Below are 21,293 nucleotides of genomic sequence, written 5' to 3'. Positions count from 1 at the left end.
GGGGCACGCATATTCTCGCGTGCGGAGCGAATGACCGGTTCGATGAAGCTGCAATGCTGCGCTGGACGCCGGGATGAAGGTCCGGTTTGGGCCGTTCGTGACCGGGCTTCGGATACCTGAGGTTTGAGATACTGCAAAGCGGAGAACGGTAGGTTTGAACCCAAAGTTAGGAAACTTTTGCGACGCCTCTAAAGTCAACAACGACGTGGCTAAACTTCCGACCATTCGGACCTGGGGCTAAATCCGGTCAGAGCGTGAAATTGCATTTTATTGAACAAGGCATCCGCGATGAAGCAACCGCCATTGCTCATACGAATGTCGTTCCATGCCGCCATACCTGCGATAACATCCCGTTTGACGGCAAGCGTTTCCCGAGTTCTTTTGACGCCGCCTGCTGTATAGGTCCAAGAATGATGCCCATCCACAGGGCCGCCGACCGACTTCACGCCTTTGGAACTCGGGTCGATGGCGTCAACCTTTCGGAAAACATCCCAAACGTAATATTGTTCCTGATACAAACTGTTATCTGGCAAATACACATCGATGGGAAACAATGAAAAGCCCGCGCCGGGTGGCTCTACGTCTTCTATCAAACCTTTGAGAGTTTCGGACGCCAACATGCCGAACCCGGAATCATGCACGTAATCTGGTAAGGCCACACCCTTGGTTAACCGTATCCGGTTCGGCACGTGATCAGCCCATCTTGGATATTCGACCCATCTCATCTCAAACGGATGCTTTTTTTCTTTGAACCTTTGGAAATCAAGCTCGCGTAAGCGCTGCTCACACTCTTGTTTGTATCGCTCTAGTGGCTCGGCGTCTTTCCGACTGCAATACTCAAACGAAATCGCGTCATAAAACGGCCCACCCCAATCGGTATCCAAAAGTATGGCCACTGGAATCTCTCATCAAGATAAATCAATCCGCCCTTGATGACACATCTACCTATTTCTAAGAAGCGGCCAACTAAGTAATTTTTTAGAAAGTTCATAATGTTCCGCATAGAAAACCCTAAGCGTCAATGCTGACGCAGCAACAGAAAGTAATTCGGACGGCAGGTTTGGGCCGATGAGTGAAGCCGGTCTTTCGTCCATATACCAAAGATGCTGAACCGCCTCCGAGGTCCGCTAGGAGCCCAGACCTACCAAACAGGACCTACTTTGAAACGATGCTCTGGGCAGTTAGAGTGGTGCCATGAAACCGCCGAATTTGCACCCTGACCTTGTTGACTTCATGGAAAGCCTTACCCATTTGGAGAAGCTACTTGCCCAACATGAAAAAGGTCACTGGCTTAAGAAAGTCCGACGTGTCCGGCAGATCGCCGAAAACTCAGATGGTTATTGTGTCCAATTGTTCTTGGGTCTGTATGGCGGAATGGGAAGTTTCAACGACCTTGTCTTAGACGCACCAGCATCAGCCAATGATTTGCTCCACCGAGAGCGCAGGAGAGCGTACGAACTCGCTCAGGTATTGCGCTAGAAGCTTCCGAAGGTCCGCTCCGTCCCGCGTTCCAGTCTTTTGAGCAGGCCGAGATCGCGCCATTGCAGCGATGTCTCCTATGGCGGGCCGCATTGCAGCAAGTCGATCACGGGATGAACGGCAGCTTTGGGCCGGAAGCTGACATTGGCCGCTCGCACGAACGCGCTTCAGGTCCTCGGCCTAAAGCGGACATTGAGCTTGGCCTTGCAAGTTAACCTGGAGCTGATCGACACTGAAATCAGCTACGGCCATTCCCAGCAGTTCCCCGGAATTTTTGCCGCATTTCTGGCGAAAAAACAGCTTCAACCGGGTGCCAAAGGTCGAAATGGCCCAGCTTGCGTTAAGGACCGCACCGCCATGGCAGCCGTGGGCATCTGAAATTGAAGAACATTGTGAAAACACTGATCTTTGATTATAAATTTTTCACACGGCAGGACTTGGGCACCATGAAAAGCGAAAAACACGAGGCGGTCGGAGGCAGGGTAAACCTGTACCGCAGAGCAAACAGTCGCTACTGGCAATGTCAGGGCAGTTTCGGTGGTGTGAGCGAGCGGGCGAGCACAAAAACCGAAAATCTTGATGAAGCACGCCGTTTTGCTGAAAATTGGTATCTTGAGCATGAGGCGAAGCACTCCGGAGTTGCTCCTGAACTGCCGGCATCCGCGCCAGCTGTGCTGTCTGACACGCCGGGAATGGTTGCCTTTCCGCAGCATGACAAAAAGGCGCGGCTTTTGGCGGCCGCAATAGAACTCGTGTCTGAGGTGGGTTTTCGTGACGCGCAGATCAGCACAATTGCCGAACGCGCCGGGCTTGCCCAGGGGACGCTGTATCGCAATTACAAGTCGCGCACAGCCCTGCTGGTCCAAGTCGTCGCGCATGTATCCCAGCATGAGGTCGATGTCGTAGCCGGCATCGCCATGGGGGACGAGCCTGCGAAGGAAATTCTGCGTCGGTGCGCCTACACCTTCGGCAGCCGCGCGGTCCGGGGGCGCCGGATGGGGTATGCGCTTGTCGCCGAACCCGTCGAAAGCGAGATTGAGGTGGAGCGGCTGCGCTATCGCCAGAAACTGATGCGCGTTTTCGAGACAGTGATTGACCGGGGCATTCACGAAGGGGCCTTTGTGGATCAACCCGCGCAAGTGTCGGCCGCTTGCATTGTTGGGTCTTTGTTCGAGGCGTTGGTTGGACCGATGGCCCGGGTCAACGATATCACTGAGGCAGAGCAACTGGCCCAGGTCGAGGCCATCGCGGATTTCTGTGTGCGCGCCGTGGTCGGAAAGGCGTCCGCTTAACTGCGTTTCGTCGTGAGGTTTGGAGGCGAGCTGGCGCACCGGATCCTGGCCGCCAGCGCACCTGCCAAATTCAGGCGCGGAGGAACCCGGCCAAGCTCTTTCTCAGAGCCTGGCTTGTGGAATGTTGCTCGAGATGCACGATCTCGTTCTGCAGCGCCTCTTCAAAGCCAAGCTTGTCCACAGCGACCAGCAGCGATTTCGCGCGTGCGATGGTATCGCGATGCCCCACGGTCATTTCAGCCACGACGCTGAGGGTTTCTGACCGCAGGGAGCCCTGCGCCACACACCGGGTCACGATCCCCCAGTCCTGCGCCTGCTTTGCCGAGATCGACTGGCCCGATAGGATCATCCACTTGGCGCGTTGATGCCCGATGGTGCGCGGCAGGCGGACGCTGTTGCCGCCCCCCGGCAGTAGGTTGCGCAACATGTGCGCGTCGCCGATTGTCGCGCCCTCATCGGCGACCACCGCATCACAGCAAAGCATCAGCTCAAGGCCACCGGCCCGTGCGGCCCCCTGCGCCATGGCAATTATCGGCAGGGGCGACTTTTCGAAACGGGTGCAAACCTCGCGGAAGGCGTTCAGAAGGCGACGAAAGGCCGACGCGCCCTCGGCCAGAAATTCGGACAAGTCCGCGCCAGCACAGAAATGCCGCCCCTCGCCCGAGAACACCACTGCGTTGACACCGGGTGTTCGCTCGGCCGCATCCAGTGCTTCAAGGATATCGGCCAGCAGGGCGGTGCTGACGGCATTGGCCTTGTCGGGTCGATCCATGGTGATCCAAGCGATCCCGTTCTCCACCCGGCAGATCCGGGTCAGGGTGCGCGATTTTGTCTGTGCTTGGGTCTGGGTCATCCGGTCACCTCCAGTGCCATGGCCAACGCCTCTCCGCCGCCGAGGCAAATCGAGGCCATGCCCCGCCCGCCACCGCGCGCTATCAAAGAGTTGACGAGAGTCGTCACAATACGCGCCCCGCTGGTCCCGATTGGGTGGCCAAGGGCGCAGGCGCCGCCACGGACGTTCACCCTGTCCAGCGACACACCGATGTGGCGTGCGGCAAGGATGGGGACCACGGCAAAGGCTTCGTTCACCTCATATAGGTCGACATCCTCGGCCTCCCAGCCGATCGTGGACAGCAGGTCCGCCATCGCAAAGCCGGGCGCGGAACAGAACTGGTCGGGATCAGCGGCATAACAGCCATGCCCCAGAATGCGCACGCGGGGCGCCTGCGCTGGAACGGCTTCGGCCGTCGCAAGGATCATGTTCGACGCCCCATCCGAGATCGACGACGCATTGGCCGCCGTCGTGCGCCCCTCTGGGCCAAAGGCCGGCCTCAACTGCGGGATCTTGCCGATATCCGCGTTGCGGGGTTGTTCGTCGGTGCTCACGACCTGCACTCCACGGCGCGAGGTGACCTCGACTTCGGCGATTTCGTCGCTTGAGGCCCCGGCCATGGCGCGTTCCAGCGACATGACGGCAAAATCGTCCAGTTCTTCGCGGCTGACCTGATGCGCGACCGAGGATCGGTCCGCAAACTGCCCCATCAGCGTACCCGGTTCATAAGCATCTTCAAGGCCGTCACGGGACATGGAGTCGATGATTGCCCCATTGCCGAACTTTATCCCCTGCCGTTGGCGCGGCAACAGATGCGGAGCATTGGACATGCTTTCCATTCCTCCGGCAAGGATGATCGACGCGCCGCCCGCCTTGATCCGGTCGTGCGCCAGGATCGCGGCCTGCAAGCCGGATCCGCACATCTTGTTCACCGTCGTGGCTTGCGTCGATCTGGGCAGGCCCGCGGACAGGGCAACCTGTCGCGCGGGGGCCTGCCCCAACCCTGCAGGGAGGACGCAGCCCATGAAACACTGCTCGACCGCTTCGAGGGCAAGTCCCGCGCGTTCGCCCGTCGCGCGGGCGGCATGTGCCCCCAATTGGACGGCACTCAGACCGGACAATTCACCCAGCAGCCCCCCGATCGGGGTTCTCGCGGTGCCGAGGATATAGACATCTTTGGTCATTTAAGGGTCTCCGGAGGCTATGGGGCAAAGCGGGTGCCGCCGTCGATGCGGAAGCAGTCGCCATTCAGGTAAGGGTTCGTGATCAGCGTCAACACCATGTCGGCGAACTCTGCCGGATGGCCCGTGCGGCGCGGGAAGAGGAAGTTGCGCTCCATCGCCTCGCGTCCCTTTTCGGGCACGCTGGCAGTCAGTTCGGTTTCGAACACACCCGGCGCGATGGCGACGCAGCGGATACCGTGATCGGCTAGGTCACGCGCGATCGGCAGCGTCATGCCCGCAACCGCCGCCTTGCTGGCGGTATAGGCGGCTTGTCCCTTTAGCCCATCAAACGCCGCGATGGAGCTGGTATTGACGATCACCCCACGCTGGCCGTCACCGCCCTCGTCATTGGCGATCATTTTCTCGGCCGTCAGACGCAGCACGTTGAACGATCCTGTCAGGTTGATGCCGATGACGCGGTTCCAGAGGTCCAGATCATGCGCCACTCCGCGCGACACAGTCTTGGCTGCCGAAGGAATGCCGGCACAGTTCACCACAAACCGCAGGGCACCAAAGGCCTGAACGCCCGCGTCTATCGCCGCACGCACCTGATCGGGATCGCAGATGTCTGCCTGGGCGGTGACATGGGTGCCGGGCAAGTTGCTGCGGACTTTTTCCAGGCCGTCTTTGTTCATGTCTATCAGGACAAGCTGCGCGCCTTCGGCCGCCAGCCGTTCGGCTGTAGCGCGACCAAGGCCGGACGCGGCCCCGGTCACAATCCCTGCGTTGCCTTGAAGCCTCATTCCGACACCTCCAGCGCGCGGCGCAGATCCTGTCGGATTAAGAAGCGCTGAATCTTTCCTGAAGGCGTCTTGGGCAGATCTTCCCGGTAGTGCACCCGACGCGGATAGGCATAGGTGGCGTAATCCGTGCGGACCTTCTGCTTGATCTCGTCTGACAGGACGTCCGAAGGCTCGGACCCCGTATTCAGCACGACGACGGCTTCCAGAACTTCGCCCCGGATTTCGTCTGGCACCGCAACCACGGCAACCTCGCGCACGGCCGGGTGGGTCGAGATCACGGACTCGATGTCGAACGGCCCGATCCGATAGCCCGCCATGATGATCACGTCGTCATCCCGCGATGAGAAACGGAAAGACCCTTCGGCATCATATTTTGCCAGATCGCCAGTCAGATACCAGCGGCCACAAGGCGTTAGCCGCTCAGCGTTCTTCTCGGGCGCGCTGCGGTAACCTGAAAACCACGCAAATGGGCTTTTCGAAAGGCGCGCCGCCAACAGGCCTGGCTGATCGGGGCCAAGCTCTTCGTGTGTTTCGGCGTCGACCACCGTCATGTCCCAGCCGGGCAGCGATTGGCCCATCGACCCCGGCTTGATCGGTCGCTTCAGATCAGGGTGGTGATGGTTATTCACCAGCATTCCGGCCTCGGTCTGGCCAAAGTGGTCATGCACCTCGACCCCAAGCGTATTTGGAGCCCATTCGTTCACATCCGGTGTCAACGGCTCCCCAGCGCTGGAGGCATTCTTCAGTCGGATGCCCCCCGGTTCGACCCCATGCGCCTTAAGACTACGGTAGACCGTTGGCGCGGCGGTAAAGTTCGTGACCCCTTGATCCCGCAGCACGGCAAGAGTGCCGTCGGCGGAGAATTTCTCGGTATGCATAATCGCGGTTACGCCATTAGTGAGCGACGAAATCACCCCGAAATAGAGCCCGTAGGCCCAACCTGGATCCGCCGCGTTCCAGAAGACATCGCCCTGCGTCAAGCCCAGACCGAATTCGCCATAGGCCTGAAACCCGGCCCAAGCGCGCAAGGGAACGACAACACCCTTGGGCTTGCCGGTCGTGCCCGAGGTATAGACCTCGATCACAGCGCCATCCCCGCCGGCGATATAAGCCGGGAACCCGGTTTTGCCAGAGCGTTCGATGGCCCGCATCGACAGATCACAGTCGACCTCTTCAAACTGACCAACCCTCAGGTCAGGCAAGGCGTCACCCACCAGACCTTCTAGTTTCGATCTTTGGGAGGCATCGCACACCACAAGTTTCGCACGACTTGATTCAAGACGCATTTCAATCGCGCCGCGCGCGAAGGCCGTAAACAATGGCACGTAGACCGCGCCAAGCCGCCAAACCGCCAGCAACGTGACAAGGTAGTCGTCGCCTTTCGACATCAACGTCGCGATCCGGTCGCCGGGTCCAAAACCCAGTTGGCTTAGCCCGCTGGCCAGCTTTTCGGAGCGTGCCTTGAGCGCACCGAAGGTCAGGTCGACGGGCGCGCCCTCACCGATGATGCGATAGGCCACGCGGTCTGCCGGATGCCGATCGCACAGCAAAAAACCGGCGCAGGCGTCAGGGGCAGTATATGTACCGGTCAGATCGGCCACGCGGGCGGTGATCTGCGGGGTTAGCTCTCTGTTTGGCATGGGAATTCCTCCTCCCTATTGAGTGTTGATCAGCGCATCAGGCTTGGCAGCCAGGTGACAATCTGCGGGAACACCGCAATCAGGATGACATTGGCTAGGATGACGCCGACAAAGACGAGAGACCCGGTCGAAATCTCTTTGAACGAGGCCTGTGGGAACAGACCGCGCAGGACGAACAGGATGATGCCGACCGGCGGCGTGATGAGACCGACTTCGATCATCATCATCAGGGCAATGCCGAACCACAGCGCGTCATATCCCGCGTGTAGGACAATCGGATAGGTGATCGTCACCGTCATCAGCATCATGGAAATCGGGTCGATGAACATGCCGAGGATCAGGTAAACGACCATCAGCATCAGCAGGACAGACACAACGGGCATGCCGCTGCCCTCAACCGCTTCGACCAACATCGTCGCGATGCGCAGGTAATCGACCAGCCAGCTAAGCATCCCCGCCCCGATCACAATGAACAGGATGCCGCCGGTCAGCGCGGCAGTTTCCAGAAGCGCCCCCCGGATCATGTCAAACGAAAGTTTGCCGGAAAACCCCGCGAGGATCAGCGCAAGGGCAGCACCAAGTGCGCCGGCCTCGGTCGCTGTGACGACCCCGAAATAGAGCGATGCGATGACGATCACGATCAGACCTAGGAACGGGCCGAATTGTACAAAGGCACGAGCTTTCTCGGCCATTGAATAAGCGCGGCCCGTGTGGCCTGCCTCGGGTTTCAGCAGGCACCAGATCCAGACGGCTACCATCATGCTGGTCAGCACCATCAAGCCCGGAACGATGCCCGCAACGAACAGCTTCGTTACCGAGACGCCGACCATCGCCGCAAAAATGATCATCGGTACACTGGGCGGGATCAGGATGCCAAGCGTCCCGCCCCCGGCGATAGAGCCAAGCGCCAGTGACGGCTTGTAGCCGCGATCCAGCATTTCCTGCCCTGCGGCTTTGCCAATCGTGGCGGCAGTGGCGATCGAGGACCCGGACAGGGCCGCAAACAGCCCGCTGGCCGTCAGCGTGGCCTGTGCCAGCCCACCCGGAATGCGCCCCATCCAGACGACCAGCCCGTCGAAAAGGCTGCGCGAAATGCCGGCACGCATCAGAAGGCTACCCATCAAAACAAACATGGGTACAGCTGTGTAAGTGAAAGAGTTGACGCCGTTCCAGACGCGTTCTGCCACCACGACCGTCTGCGGGATCGGCGGGAGGAAGATCAGACCAAGCGCACCGACAAGGCCAAGCGCGACAGCCACCTGCATCCCCAAGGCGAGGAAAACGAAGACAAAGATCAGGATCACGATGGCCGCGCCAGCCTGCCCGCCACCGGCGGCAAGCATCATCGCGGCGCAGGCGACGCCCAGCAAACCGGCCATCACCGCCCCACTGCGCCAGCCGGTGGTGATCGCGGCCGAGATAGCGGTCGCGCCAATAACGATCAGCAAGCTCCACGGGACGGTATGACCCGCAACCGACAGTCCCTTGCGGCCTGCACAAAATCCCGCCACGGCGGCGCCCGCGACTATCAGCACCGCCACGTGCTTCCGCCCCGCGCCGTCGGCCGCGCGACATGTCAGGATTGACGTGAACCCGACCAACCCCAGTACGACCGGCACCTGTGGAATCCACAGCAGCGTCGACATCAGCCCCCAGTTCCGCGTCCCTGCGGTGTAATCTGCCACCATATAGCGGCTCAATTCGACCGAGCAGAAGGCGATGAACACCACGCCCAGCCAATTGGCCAGCCTCAGGATCGGGACGCGCCGGGCCTCAGGTAGCTGTTCCAAAAACGCCTCGACGCGGACATGTTCGCCCCGCACCTCGGCGTAGGCCAGTGAAAAAAACACAGCTGCTACGCCGACATACGTCGATATTTCCGTCGCCCAGAAGGTGGGCGCATTGAATCCGTAACGCGCGGTAATTTCAAAAACCGAGATGATCAGTAGAGCTGCGACGCAGAGCGCGCCGGGAAGACCCGCGACCTGCCAGCCGCCGCCTGCCCCCGCGGTGTCCGCGGGATCAGGGGACTGGTCCGCCGCATGAAGTGCGGTTGATGACATGGTGTTCTCCTTGGAAAAAGGGACTTATTCGCCCGCCGCGGCCTTCATCGCCTGATCAAGTGTCTTGTCACCGTCAAAGCCTTTGTCAGCCATGCGGGATTTCCAATCGTCGACGACCGGTTGGGTGTTCGCATCGGTGAAGATGGCCGACATGTCCCCGTCAGAAGCTTCGAAATAGGTCGCGCCGTCGGCGATCATGCCATCCACGCACTCGGCGGTATTGGCTGCAAAGTTTGCCCACATCTCGGCCTCGACGGCCTCGCCGGCGGCGGTCAATGCGGCCTGTTCGTCCGCGCTGAGCGCATTCCACTTGTCGTTGTTGATCAGGATTGCCCAGCCCTGAATCGGACCGATCTGCCAGTTCCCGATGTGCGAGGCAGAGCGAAACAGCTCCTGCTTGTAGGCATAGCAAGACGGGGTGAACAGCCCATCAATCACGCCACGTTCCAGCCCTGCTGCCATTTCAGAGGCATCCAGCGGCGTGGGCAAAGCGCCGAGCTGGCTGATGAAGCGCGCGGTTTCGGCATTATGGACGCGGATTTTCAGCCCCGCGAAATCCTCGGGGGTTTCCACAGGCTTGGCGGTGAAAAGATTATGTGTAGCCCATGCGCCTTCGGCTACCACATGAGAATTCCAGTTGTCGTTCCAAAGGGAGCGCAGGTCTTCTCGCCAGAAAGCAGCGAGAACCTCTTGATATTCCTCAGCGGTTCGGATGACACCCGGCAGGTTCTGGAGCCCCATCACAGGCTCGGAGCCAGAGAGATAGGGATGCACTGCGACCACTGCGTCGACGACCCCATCCCGGACGGATGGTGCCAGCTGTGCGCCTTTCAACAGCGAGTCGTTCACTATCACCGTAAGCTGACCGGGCATCTCGGCGGCAACCTTTTCAGCAAAAAGATGGGACGCGGTTTCAACGGTTGTGCCGGGCACCGCCATGGTGCCTAGCAACATCTCCTTGCCTTCGGCGTTTGCGCTAGTTGCAAACGCTCCCAAAAGGGAAAGGGCCGTGAGTGTGGTTTTGAATTTCATGGTGTTCCTCCTCCGTTGGCGCGGAAAATCCGTCGCCCGAAGCGATTCTTACACATAAATGTGCAAAAAGGAAATTCATGATTTCAAAAATTGCATCCACTTCAGCCTATCAAGCACTACAGCGATTTGATTTCGCACACTTCTTCGCCCCACGCGACCAGGCAAAACCGATCGATTCCGTCTATTCTGGTAACCTGACAGATCCCATCGGGCCCGATCACACCCCGTCCTGCCCATTCGGCGCCGACGCGCGGCAGCTTCAACTCCCAAGTCGGTCAGGCGATATTCGACATGTGGCGGCATGACTTCAACGAAAGTCGCGATGTACCGGCCCATCAATTTCCAGTGCATTCAATGTCTCGGAGAGCATCCGCTCACTGATCCTCACGATGGCCCGGCGTAAGGCCCCGTAACGCAAAGTTTCGCCTGACAGTGTTAAGAGCACCAAGGCGCTTCACCGATTGGTCAGGTGCTGAAGCATGATGCGAGAGGGGCACTTCGGCAACGCAAGGTTACCGCGAAGCGGAGGGGATGGCTGAGAACGATCAATGAATTACCCACCAACAAAAAAGGCCTTACTTCATAACAACTTACGTCACCCTTGTTTCCGAACCACGTTCGGTGGGTGTCCCGCCGTCAAAAAAATCAAGAGACCGCGCTTGAATACCTTGACCCTTTCCCGCCCTGTCCGGGTCGCAGCAACAGCACTGACATTGGGGCTGGCAGCGGCGCAACTCGCTCATGCCAATGACACGATGAAATATCTAACGACCAACCCTCTGGGCATCGCCGCCCTAGAAAGCATGGACTACGCTTTCAACCGCGCCGGGCTTCTTCGGCGCAGGATCGCCAAACAGCTTTATCCAGTCGTACACAGAGGGTGTGCTGACGCCCAAACGCCGTGAAACCTCCCGCACCGTGATCTGAGGCCCCGCGTCCCGCTTGAACGCGTCGCTGTAATTGCCCGTCCCCTTGCTGGCCTCCTGGCCTCAAAGCGAGGGAAATCTAGGGGCACCCCAATTGGACTTCGTGCAGCCGCATTTTCGGGGCTCTCAGTCTATCAACCTCTCAGTCGGCAGCGCCGACATGTCTACGCCGCGGAAGATGAGCCACAGTGCCAGCGCCATCTCGTTGATCCAGATTGGCAGGGAGAGCACCAAGTCAGTCATTGAGCCGAACTCGATCCGGCCGAACAAGATGAGCAGGACGGAGACCGCCAGCATGAGGCCGCCGATCAGCCCCCAAACCGACAGCACGCGCGGCACGAGCCGGAAGACGAAAAGCACCGGGTAAAGCACGCAAGCGCTGGTGCTGAAGACAAGCAGCAGCAACAGGAAGGCCCAATCGTGCCAGACTAACCCGATTTCACCCATGTCGGGCGAGAGCAGCAACAACAGACCACAAACCGCGGCAATCCCGGTGCTGGCCTCGATCGTCCGCAGCCCGGCGTAAGCGACGGCCAGCCCCCTGACGCAGCACCAAAGTATCGGGAACAGAGCGATCGCGATCCCGGCGCTCGCCAGAGCGTTCAAAACTTCAAGCAGCACGCCGGTTCTGAACGCCCCTTCGCGCCCGGCAAGTACGGTCACCTCAGTCGCGCGGTCGAGGATCGGTTCGACGATCATTTGACTCGCCATGGTCGCAGCTGTCGCAATGATGAACAGGACGCCAGCGACCCGGCTCTCGGTGCGGTACCTTTTTGACATGACGCCCTCCTGCATGCCTAAAGGCTAAGCGTCGCTGGGACCGCGGGCCATGACCTCGGTCAACTTGGCAGCGAAGGCGTGCGGTACGGTAGAACCGGCCAAAACTCACGCGTTTCTGGCACGGGCGAAAACGACGTTCGAAAGCGGTTGGCCTATCCACTCAGGAATATTTGCGCCGCGCTTCGCAGGAATTAGCCCTGAAACAAGCGAAGTAGGATTTGGTGTAGCAGGCGGTCATGCGCGGTTTGGCGCATGAATGGCCGCCGAAGAGCAGCCTGTCCAGAGCAAGCGAGGCCGTTTTCCATGCCGCAGCGATGGGCTCGGTCTGGCCTTCGTCGTAGCATCGCGATTTGTCGAAAACGGCTCGTTTCTGATGGTCAAGGTCCGCCCCCGTACAGGCGGCAGGGCGGCCAGCATTGGAGACAATGCCAGTTGGTCGCAGGCCGATGCTTGGAAGCAAGGTGAAAGCCTTGTAGAACTTAGAAAAATTACGAGAAGGGCTGAAAGCATGACGGAACCGAGAGTGTTGATTGCCGGCGGTGGTATCGGGGGGCTTGCGCTGGCACTGACGCTTGACCAGATCGGTGTTCGCTCTGTCGTGTTCGAATCCGCCAAAGAACTGCGCCCCTTGGGCGTGGGTATCAATATCCAGCCCAACGCCGTGCGCGAGTTGTTAGACTTGGGGTTCACCACCGACGAGTTGGATCGTGTAGGCCTACCCGCCCTAGAATGGGCGCTTGTCGGTTTGAACGGCAACGAAATCTACAGCGAGCCGCGCGGCTTGGAGGCCGGGTATGCTTGGCCGCAATACGCGGCGCATCGCGGTGAATTCCACATGATGCTTTATCGCAAGCTGTTGGAGCGCGCGGGGCCGGACGCGGTGCAGACAGGCGCGCGTGTCACTGGCTATGAACATAACGGCGACGGGACCGTGACCGCGATTGTCGAGCGGTCCGATGGCAGCACCCAACGAGAGACCGGGACCCTTTTGATAGGTGCGGACGGGATCCATTCGGCCGTTCGGGCCCAAATGCACCCAGACCAGCCGCCGATTCACTGGGGCGGTGCGGTTATGTGGCGCGGAACGACACGGGCAAAACCGATCCGCACTGGATCGTCATTTATTGGGCTGGGCACTCACAAGCATCGCATGGTGATCTATCCGATCTCGCATGTAGACGAGGATGGGTTGGCCGCGATCAATTGGATTGCAGAGGTGACCTATGACAAGCCGGGCGAGCGCGACAGCGGCTGGTTCAAACAGGTCGAGATTGACGAATTCATCCACCATTTCGAAGGGTGGACATATGATTGGCTCGACGTGCCCGCGCTGCTGCGCGGTGCCGACACGGTGTATGAAAACCCGATGATTGACCGCGACCCAATCCCGACTTGGCAGGACGGTCCTGTCGCTTTGATGGGCGACGCGGCCCATGCGATGTATCCCACAGGGTCGAACGGGGCGAGCCAAGCCATCGTCGATGCGCGTATCCTGGGGGCCAAGGTGTTGCAGCACGGACTAACGGTGCAGGCACTGGCCGCCTTTGACGAGCAGTTGTGCGGCCCCGTATCCGAGCTGATCTTGCGAAATCGTGGGGCAGGACCATTCGGGCTTTTGAACTTGGTTGATGATCGCTGTGGCGGGGAGTTCGCCGACATCGACGCCGTCGTGCCGCCGGCCGAGCGCGACGAGTTCATGGCCGCATACAAAAGCGCAGCCGGTTTCGCGATTGAAAAGCTGAACAGCGCCCCGCCGACCATCCCGCAGGGGAGTAAAGTATAATAGCGGAAGGGCGTGCGGCGCACCGAGATTGCAGGGGCTCCGCTATGGTGGGCCTTGGACCGGAAGTGCCGATTTAGCAACGTTGGTTCCTGTTGCGCGAAGAATGGCGGCTTAGCGCACTAGGCTCTTGATGCTGCGCTTTCGATGCGCGTCTGCTTCTTTTGTTTAGAACCGCCGTTCAAGTATCCGACGGTACTTTGAAAGCCGCTGCTGTGTCGGTGGCGGGGGACGCTCTTGGATCAGTCGTTCACATTTTGAAAGCTGTTGCCAGCCTTCATACACGCATCGGGATGTCTGAGGTCACCCTACGACATCTGCAAGGCGGCTCGTGCTTGCCAGAACCCTTCAGACGTTACAGCATGCCCGCAGGCAATTGATGTGCATCGCTCCATTGCCTTGGCGATTGGCCGTACATGCGCTTGAACTCGCGGCTGAACTGAGAGGGGCTGACATAGCCGACATCCATCGCGGCCTCTGAAACGGTCATGCCGCCTGCGATCTTCATTGCGGCGTTGTTCAGGCGCATGGATTTTACGAACTGGATGGGCGACAGGGTCGTGGCCTGCTTGAACTTGCGGTGGAACACCGCGCGGCTCATGCCTGCGTGGGCGGCCATCTCGTCTATGGAGACGGCCTCATCCAACCGGGAAGATACATGCGCGATGGACCGGGCGATCGCGTTGCCGGGACCGAAGGCCTGCCGGGCAAACGCGCCAGCCTCGCCTTTGAGGATGGCGTAATACAGCTCGCGCAGCCGGGCGTCGCCCAGCACGGCGGTGTCGGTCGGGTTGTTCCCCAGTTGCACCAAACGCAAGAGTGCGTCGAGGAAACCATGGTCCCAGCGGGCCAGCCGAATACCTCGTGCGATGCCCTTGGTCGTGGGGAGGCGGCTGCCGGTGGTCTCCATCTCAATCGTCAGCTCTGTCATCAGCCGCTGGTCGAGCGCGACATAAACACCATAAAGCGGGTTTTCGGAGGATGCGGTTGGCGTCCCCGCCTCTACCGGCATGGACATTGGGCAGCACATGTATTCGCTGTTGTCATAGACATAGCGTTCCCCGTCCAACACGGTTTCCTTGCCACCGCTGACAATCGCGATGACGCAGGGTTCATAAACCGCTGGGGCGCAGGGCACAGCCTGCGTCGCGCGGAACAGTTGGACGCCCGTGATGCCGGTGTCGATCATACCGTCCTTTGGCATCCGGGTTTCGATGATCTGCCTGATGGTGTTCTTGCTCATGCGCCATTTGTATTGCGCGCAAATGCCGCTCTGCAATGGCATTGATACAATCGGGCAAGTATTCGCGACTATTGCACCTATTTCGCGCGACCTATGAGATTTATTTACCAGATCAACACCAGCGCCCAACCGGCGCAGATATTGGAAGGATCAGACACATGGCAGATACGCTCTTTGGCGCTAAGGGATGGACCCCAGATCGCCTTTCCTCCCTCGCGGGGAAGACCTACCTCATCACCGGTGCCAATGCAGGCGCGGGGTTTCAGGCCGCGCGCATCCTTTTGACCCAAGGCGCGAAGGTGGTGATGCTGAACCGAAGCGCAGAGCGTTCTGGAGCCGCCATAAAGGGATTGAAGAACGAATTCGGTCCGCAGGCTGACGTCAGTTTTGTCCGCATGGACCTGTCGGATCTTTCCAGCGTGCGCGCCGCCGCACAGGAGGTTCTGAACACCGTTCCGTGTATCGACGCGCTGATCTGCAACGCGGCCATCGCGCAGGTGCCCACCCGCCAACTGACCGTGGACGGGTTCGAAAGCCAACTGGGCACCAACCATTATGGTCACTTCGTTCTGTGCGGGATGCTGTTTGATCGCATCGAGCAGGCCGCCGGCCGCATCGTTGTGGTGGCCAGCCTCGGCTACAAGATGGGTCTGCGCACCATTAAGTTCGACGACATGAACTGGGAAAAGGGCTATGGCGCGAACACGGCCTACAGCCAAAGCAAGCTGGCGCAGATGATGTTCGCGTATGAGCTTCAGGACAGGGTCAAGCAGGCCTCTCGCAATGTCGAGGTCTATGTCTGTCATCCCGGCTCCTCCGCTACCTCGCTGATCAGTACCAGTGGTGGCCTGATGACACGGATCACATGGTGGCTGATGGCCAAGACGCCGATGGTGCAGACGGCCGAAAAAGGCGCCTATCCCGAAGTCATGTGCGCAACCGAAGATGGGCTAGAGCAGCGCGCCCTTTATGGCCCCACCGGGCGAATGGAATTCGTGGGCCCCGTGGGTCGTGGTACGCTTGAACCCCACGCGCATGACAAGGCTGTCATGTCCCGCCTTTGGAAAGGCTCAGAGCAGGCCACCGGCTTCACCTGGTCCGTTTGACGGCCGAATTTTCACCCGGGACGCATTGCCCCCACCAAGACCGGAAGCAGAGATGGATATACTGAAAACCGCCACAGACTGGGCCAAGGCCGAAATGATCTCTAACAGCGTCTTCATCCTGCTGGGCGCGCTGTTTATCGCCGCGAGTATTGCATTCTGGCAGATCGGGCGCACGGATATGGCGCGCGCCTACGTGGTGCCGACGCTGGTGGCAGGCATGCTGCTGCTGATCCTTGGCGGTGGCCTACTGTACGGCACATGGAGCAGTCTTGCAGGTTTCGGCCCGGCGGTCGCACAGGACGGGCCCGGCTTTGTCGCGTCCGAGGTTATGCGCGTCGACAAAACGGTGGCGCAATACGGAACGGCGGTCTTCAAGGTGATGCCGCTGTTGATCGTCGCCGCGGCCGCGCTGATCATCGTGATGAATAGTCCGGTTTGGCGCGCAGGGCTGATCACGACCATCGCGTTCCTCTGTGCCGTCATGTTCGTCGACAGCAACGCCAGCGCGCGTTTGGAATCCTATCGGGCCCAGCTACTGGCCGCGGTATCGAGGTAGACCCCTTCTAGACCGAATAAAAACGGCCAACTTGTCCTGTTTGTGGCTAAGCTGGCCATTCGCACGCAGATGCGGGGCAGTTCCGCAATCAATCCTGATGATTTGCCAATTTGCGAAGCACCTCCATGACAGCGGCAACATGCCCCGTGTCGTCAGCGGCTGGGTGCGGCAGGCCGAAACGGTGGGCGTCGTTATCGAAATACTTGCCTGAGGTGTCCGCGAACGCGTCGGACAGCGCAGCGCGGCGCAGGATGTCCGCCCCGATCTGCAGATCATTTCCAGCGACACCGAAGCCTTCTTTGACCATCTTGGACGCCAGAAGCGAGCCGGGATTGACCGCTACGAAGACAGGGCCATCCGGGTAACCCTTCGCCATGTCCTGCGTCCAGATGGTGATCGCCAGCTTGCTTTGGGCATAAGCGCCCATGTGGTCCAACGCTGTCTTGCCACGCATAGCGGCGGGATCTACCGGCGCTTGCGCAGCAGAAGAGAGGTTTACCACACGGCCGTCTTTCGGGATGATTGGCAAGAGGCGGCGGGTCAGCACGTAGGGCGCGATTGTGTTGACGACGAAGCGCACGTCGAGCCCATCCTTGGTGCGAGTTTCAGAGGTCTTGTACACGCCCGCATTGTTGATCAGCACGTCAAGGTGGTCATGAGTAGACAGCACCGCATCCGCCAGTTCGCTGACCTCGTCCAGCCGGGAAAGATCGGCGCGATAAGTCTGGGGGTTGCCGCCCACCTCACGCGCGGCGGCCTGCAATTTTTCGTCGCTGCGCCCGTGCAGAAGGACGTTGTGGCCCTCGGCGGCAAGCGTCTTGGCCGTCAAAAGTCCGATGCCATCGGTCGCGCCAGTGATTAGAATGGTCTTGGTCATGTTCGTTTCTCCGTATTGGAAAATTCGGGCAAAAGCGCGTCCGCCAGCCGTTGCATCGTGTCTTCGATATTGGCGCTATTGAACCTTAGGTTCAAAGCGACATGGTTGATGCCAAGGTGTTGCACTTCGTTAAGATACTGCCGCAGAAAATCGGTGCCAGATTGAAAGCCAAGGTGGATCGGGCGCGGCGGGGCGTCGGCCCTGTCTACAAGGTCGACATAAAGCGACTGCATGACCGGCTTGTCCGGCAGACCGGCCTCGCTGATCCGGCGGCGATAATCGGCGACCACGCGTCCCTGTGATGCGGCATCGCGGGGAAAAGTCATCCAGCCATCACCATTCTGCGCGACCCAGTCGGGGGATTGCTGGCTGCCGCCGGTGATCAACAGCGGAACCCGGCCCGCCGTGGGTTTAGGCAGCATGTCGATCTGGCCGGAAAGCGTGCCCTGCGCCGCATCCAGACGCGGGTAATGCTCGGCCATGGCGCGGAGATAGTCCACACTGTCGCGGAAACGATCCCCCCGATCGGGAAAGCTCATGTTCAGAGCCGGGTATTCCTCTGGCCGGTCGCCCGAGGCGATCCCAAGAAGCATACGCCCACCCGAAAGCACATCTGCTGAGGCGGCGGCCTTGGCGACATGGGCTGGGTGACGCAGCGGTAGGACAACGCTGGCGACGCCAAGCGCGATTTCACGGGTCGAAGCCGCCAATGCCCCCAGATAGACGAACGGATCGAACACTTGCCCGGCATCACCGAAACTTGGCACGTTGAACGGCACATCGCGCAGCCAGAGCGACGAGAACCCCAATGCCTCGGCCATCTGGGCACGCTCCAGATGCCGGGCCATATCGGGCACCGGGTTGTTGCCATGTGCTTCAAGCGGCACCACCAGCCCGATGCTAAGCCGGTTCGGCTGAAACACGGTGTTGTAGGCCCGGTTCAGGCGACAGAATGTTTCGGCTTTCTTGCTGTCTAACATCAAGCCGCCTTACGCATTCTGGAACCGCACAAGCGTGCGACTTTCGATGCTCTTGCGGATGGTTGTGACATTCGGGTCTTCGGTAAGGTCAATCGCACTGTGGCCAACGGATGGCCGCCCAGAATTGTCGTAGATGTTGAAGAAGACCACTTCGTCTGGCGTCATGCGGGAGCGATAGACCCACTCGTGCTGCGTGTTCGCCGCCAGCCCCATGATCTGGCCTTTACGATCGGGATAGATCAGGTCGATTTCGATCCAGTCGGCGTCGGCCACGCTTGAGGGCCTGACAAAGCCCAAGGGCGCGCTGTTTATAGGGGCACCAACGGGGCGCCAGACGTTGATGAACGCATAGTGGCCCGCAGACCAGTCCGCGGCCTTCTCTGCGCCCAGAATGTCTACGATCCTTTGCTCTGCGCCTTTGGGGCTATAGTCGCTGTGAACGTTGCGGGCAGGACGGCGATCGGCATTTGAACCGTCGATGCGAACCGTGTGATCGAAGACGATCACCTCTTTCGCGCCGAGCTTGCGTTGCAAGAGGTCGGTCAACTCGGCATCGTAGGTTTGCTGCCAGCCTTCGGCCTCGAAATCGGAGACGCTGGTCGGGACATGGGCGAAGGCGAAACCATCTTCGATGAAGTCTGCTGAGACGTTGCCGTCACGCTGATCTTTCAGAGCGACCTCGGTAGCAGCGAGTTCGGGCGAGATGAGGTTGCCGACAATCCCGCCCGCGTCGATCTCGAACGCCTGACGGAAAGGTTTGTGGACGTGGTAATTCAATGTTCCACTGCGTGTCATCGGGTGTCTCCTTTTCGTGCGGGGACGGTCGGCCCGTTACAGGCCGACCGGTGCAGGTCAGGCAAGGATGTCATTGCCTTCGATCAGGTCGTGATAGCAGGTCGATCCTGCCGGGTTCGGTGTCAGAACCAGCTGACGGTGTCCGCGATGGTGCGGCGGGTTTTGGGAAATTCGGGATCCTTGGCGCGATAGCCGAAAGCGAACATTACGGCCGGTTTCCATTTGCCCGTGTCGATGCCAAAATGCTCTGCCAGCGTTTCGGTAGTGCGGCCCATGTCGAAACCTTCCATCGGGCAGCTGTCGATGCCCATCAGCGCACCGGCCGTCATCATGTTCGCCAATACGATATAGGCTTGCTTGCCAGACCAGTCGGTGATCTCGCGGTCCGTTGTGATCTTGTGGTCGGTGGTCTGGAAGTTGCCATAGGCACCGTTGAAGATTTCGATCACCTCGTCAGGCAATTTCTTGACGTTGCGATAGTGGTCTTGGAGGTATCCCGATCCAGCGGCCATCGTTTCGGCGGTGCTGGCAAGGATGATACCAAAATGGCTCGCCGTGCCCAACTGGCCCGTGGTGCCGCTCATCATTCCGTTGGCGCCCCAAGAAAACTCGCGCAAAAGCTCGCGCTTCTCTTGCGTCTGAATCATCACGATCTTGAACGGTTCGTGGCCAAACGAGGTTGGCGACAGGCGCGCGGCTTCGAGGATCGTCTCGAATTCTTCTTCACTGATCTTGCGATCTGGGTCGAAAAACTTGGTCGCGTGGCGAAAGTTGAAGGCGTCGAGGATCTGCGCTTGCAGATCCGAGGTGATCTTGGTGATGGCGTTCATGGCCGGCTCCATTGGGCGTTACTGCGTCTGGATCGACAGATATCACTTGTTGAAATCTATAAAATATAGGCAAATCAGATTACAGTTTACCGGTTTTGGATATAATTGGATGGATACCGACAATCTGCGTCTCTTCGTCATGGCCGCCGAGAGGTTGAACATCAGCGCAGCCGGGCGCGCGCTTGGCCTTGCCCCTGCGGTCGCCAGCGCCCGCCTTGCCAAGCTTGAGAACGAGTTGGGCGTCGAACTTCTGCGTCGCACCACCCGCAAGGTATCGCTGTCGTTGGAAGGCTCGGAGTTTCTGCCCTACGCGCGGGAGATGCTGGCTCAGGCCGATGCTGCACGGGCCGCACTTGGGGGGCAGGACGTTGGAGCAAAAGGGACCTTGCGCTTTGCCGCTCCAAGCAGTTTTGCGCAACTCCACATCATGCCGCTTCTGCCGGAGTTTCAGTCACTCTATCCCGATCTTACCTTGGACCTTCGCCTCTCGGACACGCGGTTTGACGCCATCGAAGGCAGCTTCGACCTAGCGCTAAGAAGCGCGCCTCTGGCCGATAGCAGCTTGAAGGGGCGGAAACTGTCGGAGGACATTCGCGTCCTATGCGCTTCGCCAGACTACCTGAAGGACTATGGGATACCCACGCTACCGTCTGACCTAAAAGGCCATCGCTACCTTGCCTGGGCGAATGTCGAAGCGCGTGAACTGATCAGTTCCAGCGGGGAAATTGCGACCTTGGACCCAGCGATCATGACATGCCGGGCCATTGTCGACGATGGTGACGCACAGCGTGCGGCTTCCGTTGCTGGCGCTGGAATATCGATAAATTCGCTTTGGAACGTCGAAACAGAGATCGCGGCAGGCCATTTGGTCCGCGTGCTTGCTGATTGGAAGCTGAACGATCACGCGGTCCTCTGGCTTGTCTATCCCCGTTCGAACGTCCTGACACCAAAGACCCGGATATTCATGGACTTCCTTATCGATCGGTTGGGGAACCGGCCCGGCTGGTCAGGATAAGAGCCTGCGCACCCGAAAGCCCGCTTCCATCAGTTGTCGCGAAACGGCCAAACTACGGGATCATCTACATGTCCTGTTTGTGGAATACGCCGTAATAACGC

At 59.5% G+C, this 21,293-nt stretch carries 21 protein-coding genes and 1 pseudogene; 7 read left to right on the top strand and 15 right to left on the bottom strand.

Features of this window, described 5'->3' with window-relative positions; translation table 11 throughout:
- Positions 1-209 precede the first annotated feature (209 nt).
- Positions 210-896, bottom strand: coding sequence for an imm11 family protein (locus COL8621_RS02175; protein ID WP_093965691.1), 687 nt, complete (start codon positions 894-896; stop codon positions 210-212).
- A gap of 298 nt (positions 897-1,194) precedes the next feature.
- On the opposite strand from COL8621_RS02175, the gene COL8621_RS19425 reads away from it, so the two are divergent.
- The 3 genes from COL8621_RS19425 (at position 1,195) to COL8621_RS02160 (ending at position 2,771) form a co-directional block, all read left to right on the top strand.
- On the top strand, positions 1,195-1,479 hold the full coding sequence (locus tag COL8621_RS19425; protein ID WP_093965690.1) for a DUF6966 domain-containing protein: 285 nt from the start codon (positions 1,195-1,197) through the stop codon (positions 1,477-1,479).
- A 144-nt stretch (positions 1,480-1,623) separates the two neighbouring features.
- Positions 1,624-1,857, top strand: a complete 234-nt coding sequence (locus COL8621_RS02165; RefSeq protein WP_141137806.1) for a hypothetical protein — start codon at positions 1,624-1,626, stop codon at positions 1,855-1,857.
- 14 nt (positions 1,858-1,871) lie between these two features.
- Positions 1,872-2,771, top strand: a complete 900-nt coding sequence (locus tag COL8621_RS02160) for a TetR/AcrR family transcriptional regulator (RefSeq protein WP_207652070.1) — start codon at positions 1,872-1,874, stop codon at positions 2,769-2,771.
- A 70-nt stretch (positions 2,772-2,841) separates the two neighbouring features.
- Here COL8621_RS02160 and COL8621_RS02155 read toward each other — a convergent pair whose 3' ends face one another.
- The 9 genes and pseudogenes from COL8621_RS02155 to COL8621_RS02115 form a co-directional block, all read right to left on the bottom strand.
- Complete coding sequence (locus tag COL8621_RS02155; RefSeq protein ID WP_093965688.1) at positions 2,842-3,624, bottom strand: enoyl-CoA hydratase/isomerase family protein; 783 nt, start codon at positions 3,622-3,624, stop codon at positions 2,842-2,844.
- Positions 3,621-4,787, bottom strand: a complete 1,167-nt coding sequence (locus COL8621_RS02150) for a thiolase family protein (RefSeq protein WP_093965687.1) — start codon at positions 4,785-4,787, stop codon at positions 3,621-3,623. The genes COL8621_RS02155 and COL8621_RS02150 overlap by 4 nt, the downstream gene beginning before the upstream one ends.
- Before the next feature lie 17 nt (positions 4,788-4,804).
- Entirely contained in the window at positions 4,805-5,569 is a 765-nt protein-coding gene (locus tag COL8621_RS02145) for an SDR family NAD(P)-dependent oxidoreductase (RefSeq protein WP_093965686.1), read from the bottom strand.
- On the bottom strand, positions 5,566-7,209 hold the full coding sequence (locus COL8621_RS02140; protein WP_093965685.1) for an AMP-binding protein: 1,644 nt from the start codon (positions 7,207-7,209) through the stop codon (positions 5,566-5,568). Before COL8621_RS02140 ends, COL8621_RS02145 begins: the two co-directional genes overlap by 4 nt.
- Positions 7,210-7,238: 29 nt before the next feature.
- Positions 7,239-9,272, bottom strand: a complete 2,034-nt coding sequence (locus COL8621_RS02135; RefSeq protein ID WP_093965684.1) for a TRAP transporter large permease — start codon at positions 9,270-9,272, stop codon at positions 7,239-7,241.
- Positions 9,273-9,296: 24 nt separating this feature from the next.
- Positions 9,297-10,304 (bottom strand): TRAP transporter substrate-binding protein, encoded by a 1,008-nt coding sequence (locus tag COL8621_RS02130; protein WP_093965683.1) that lies wholly within the window; start codon positions 10,302-10,304, stop codon positions 9,297-9,299.
- A 307-nt stretch (positions 10,305-10,611) separates the two neighbouring features.
- On the bottom strand, positions 10,612-10,749 hold the full coding sequence (locus COL8621_RS19420; RefSeq protein WP_370804584.1) for a winged helix-turn-helix transcriptional regulator: 138 nt from the start codon (positions 10,747-10,749) through the stop codon (positions 10,612-10,614).
- Positions 10,750-11,155: 406 nt separating this feature from the next.
- A pseudogene (locus COL8621_RS18940) lies at positions 11,156-11,260 on the bottom strand (helix-turn-helix domain-containing protein); the annotation flags it as partial.
- Between the two features lie 96 nt (positions 11,261-11,356).
- Positions 11,357-12,010 (bottom strand): DUF4386 domain-containing protein, encoded by a 654-nt coding sequence (locus tag COL8621_RS02115; RefSeq protein WP_176438415.1) that lies wholly within the window; start codon positions 12,008-12,010, stop codon positions 11,357-11,359.
- Between the two features lie 508 nt (positions 12,011-12,518).
- Between COL8621_RS02115 and COL8621_RS02110 the strand changes: the two genes are divergently transcribed.
- Positions 12,519-13,793 carry a flavin-dependent oxidoreductase gene (locus COL8621_RS02110; protein ID WP_093966871.1) on the top strand — a complete coding sequence of 425 codons (1,275 nt, stop codon included), beginning with the start codon at positions 12,519-12,521 and terminating at the stop codon, positions 13,791-13,793.
- A 352-nt stretch (positions 13,794-14,145) separates the two neighbouring features.
- Here the strand turns inward: COL8621_RS02110 and COL8621_RS02105 are convergent, their stop codons facing one another.
- The gene (locus COL8621_RS02105; protein ID WP_093965680.1) at positions 14,146-15,033 is read right to left on the bottom strand and encodes an AraC family transcriptional regulator; all 888 of its coding nucleotides are present in this window, start codon (positions 15,031-15,033) and stop codon (positions 14,146-14,148) included.
- Between the two features lie 158 nt (positions 15,034-15,191).
- Between COL8621_RS02105 and COL8621_RS02100 the strand changes: the two genes are divergently transcribed.
- Positions 15,192-16,139 carry an SDR family oxidoreductase gene (locus tag COL8621_RS02100; RefSeq protein ID WP_093965679.1) on the top strand — a complete coding sequence of 316 codons (948 nt, stop codon included), beginning with the start codon at positions 15,192-15,194 and terminating at the stop codon, positions 16,137-16,139.
- Between the two features lie 52 nt (positions 16,140-16,191).
- Complete coding sequence (locus COL8621_RS02095) at positions 16,192-16,695, top strand: hypothetical protein (RefSeq protein ID WP_093965678.1); 504 nt, start codon at positions 16,192-16,194, stop codon at positions 16,693-16,695.
- 88 nt (positions 16,696-16,783) lie between these two features.
- On the opposite strand, the gene COL8621_RS02090 is transcribed toward COL8621_RS02095, so the two are convergent.
- The 4 genes from COL8621_RS02090 to COL8621_RS02075 all read right to left on the bottom strand — a co-directional run bounded on the left by COL8621_RS02090 (position 16,784) and on the right by COL8621_RS02075 (position 20,177).
- Positions 16,784-17,572, bottom strand: coding sequence for an SDR family NAD(P)-dependent oxidoreductase (locus COL8621_RS02090; protein WP_093965677.1), 789 nt, complete (start codon positions 17,570-17,572; stop codon positions 16,784-16,786).
- Positions 17,569-18,552 (bottom strand): LLM class oxidoreductase, encoded by a 984-nt coding sequence (locus COL8621_RS02085; protein WP_093965676.1) that lies wholly within the window; start codon positions 18,550-18,552, stop codon positions 17,569-17,571. The genes COL8621_RS02090 and COL8621_RS02085 overlap by 4 nt, the downstream gene beginning before the upstream one ends.
- A 9-nt stretch (positions 18,553-18,561) precedes the next feature.
- Entirely contained in the window at positions 18,562-19,347 is a 786-nt protein-coding gene (locus COL8621_RS02080) for a CmcJ/NvfI family oxidoreductase (RefSeq protein ID WP_093965675.1), read from the bottom strand.
- A gap of 122 nt (positions 19,348-19,469) precedes the next feature.
- The gene (locus COL8621_RS02075) at positions 19,470-20,177 is read right to left on the bottom strand and encodes an NAD(P)H-dependent oxidoreductase (RefSeq protein ID WP_093966870.1); all 708 of its coding nucleotides are present in this window, start codon (positions 20,175-20,177) and stop codon (positions 19,470-19,472) included.
- A gap of 109 nt (positions 20,178-20,286) precedes the next feature.
- Between COL8621_RS02075 and COL8621_RS02070 the strand changes: the two genes are divergently transcribed.
- Positions 20,287-21,192, top strand: a complete 906-nt coding sequence (locus COL8621_RS02070; protein WP_093965674.1) for a LysR family transcriptional regulator — start codon at positions 20,287-20,289, stop codon at positions 21,190-21,192.
- Positions 21,193-21,293 lie beyond the last annotated feature (101 nt).

Source organism: Actibacterium lipolyticum (assembly GCF_900184935.1).
GTDB lineage: Bacteria > Pseudomonadota > Alphaproteobacteria > Rhodobacterales > Rhodobacteraceae > Actibacterium_A > Actibacterium_A lipolyticum.
This window is presented reverse-complemented; position numbering and strand designations above follow the sequence as displayed.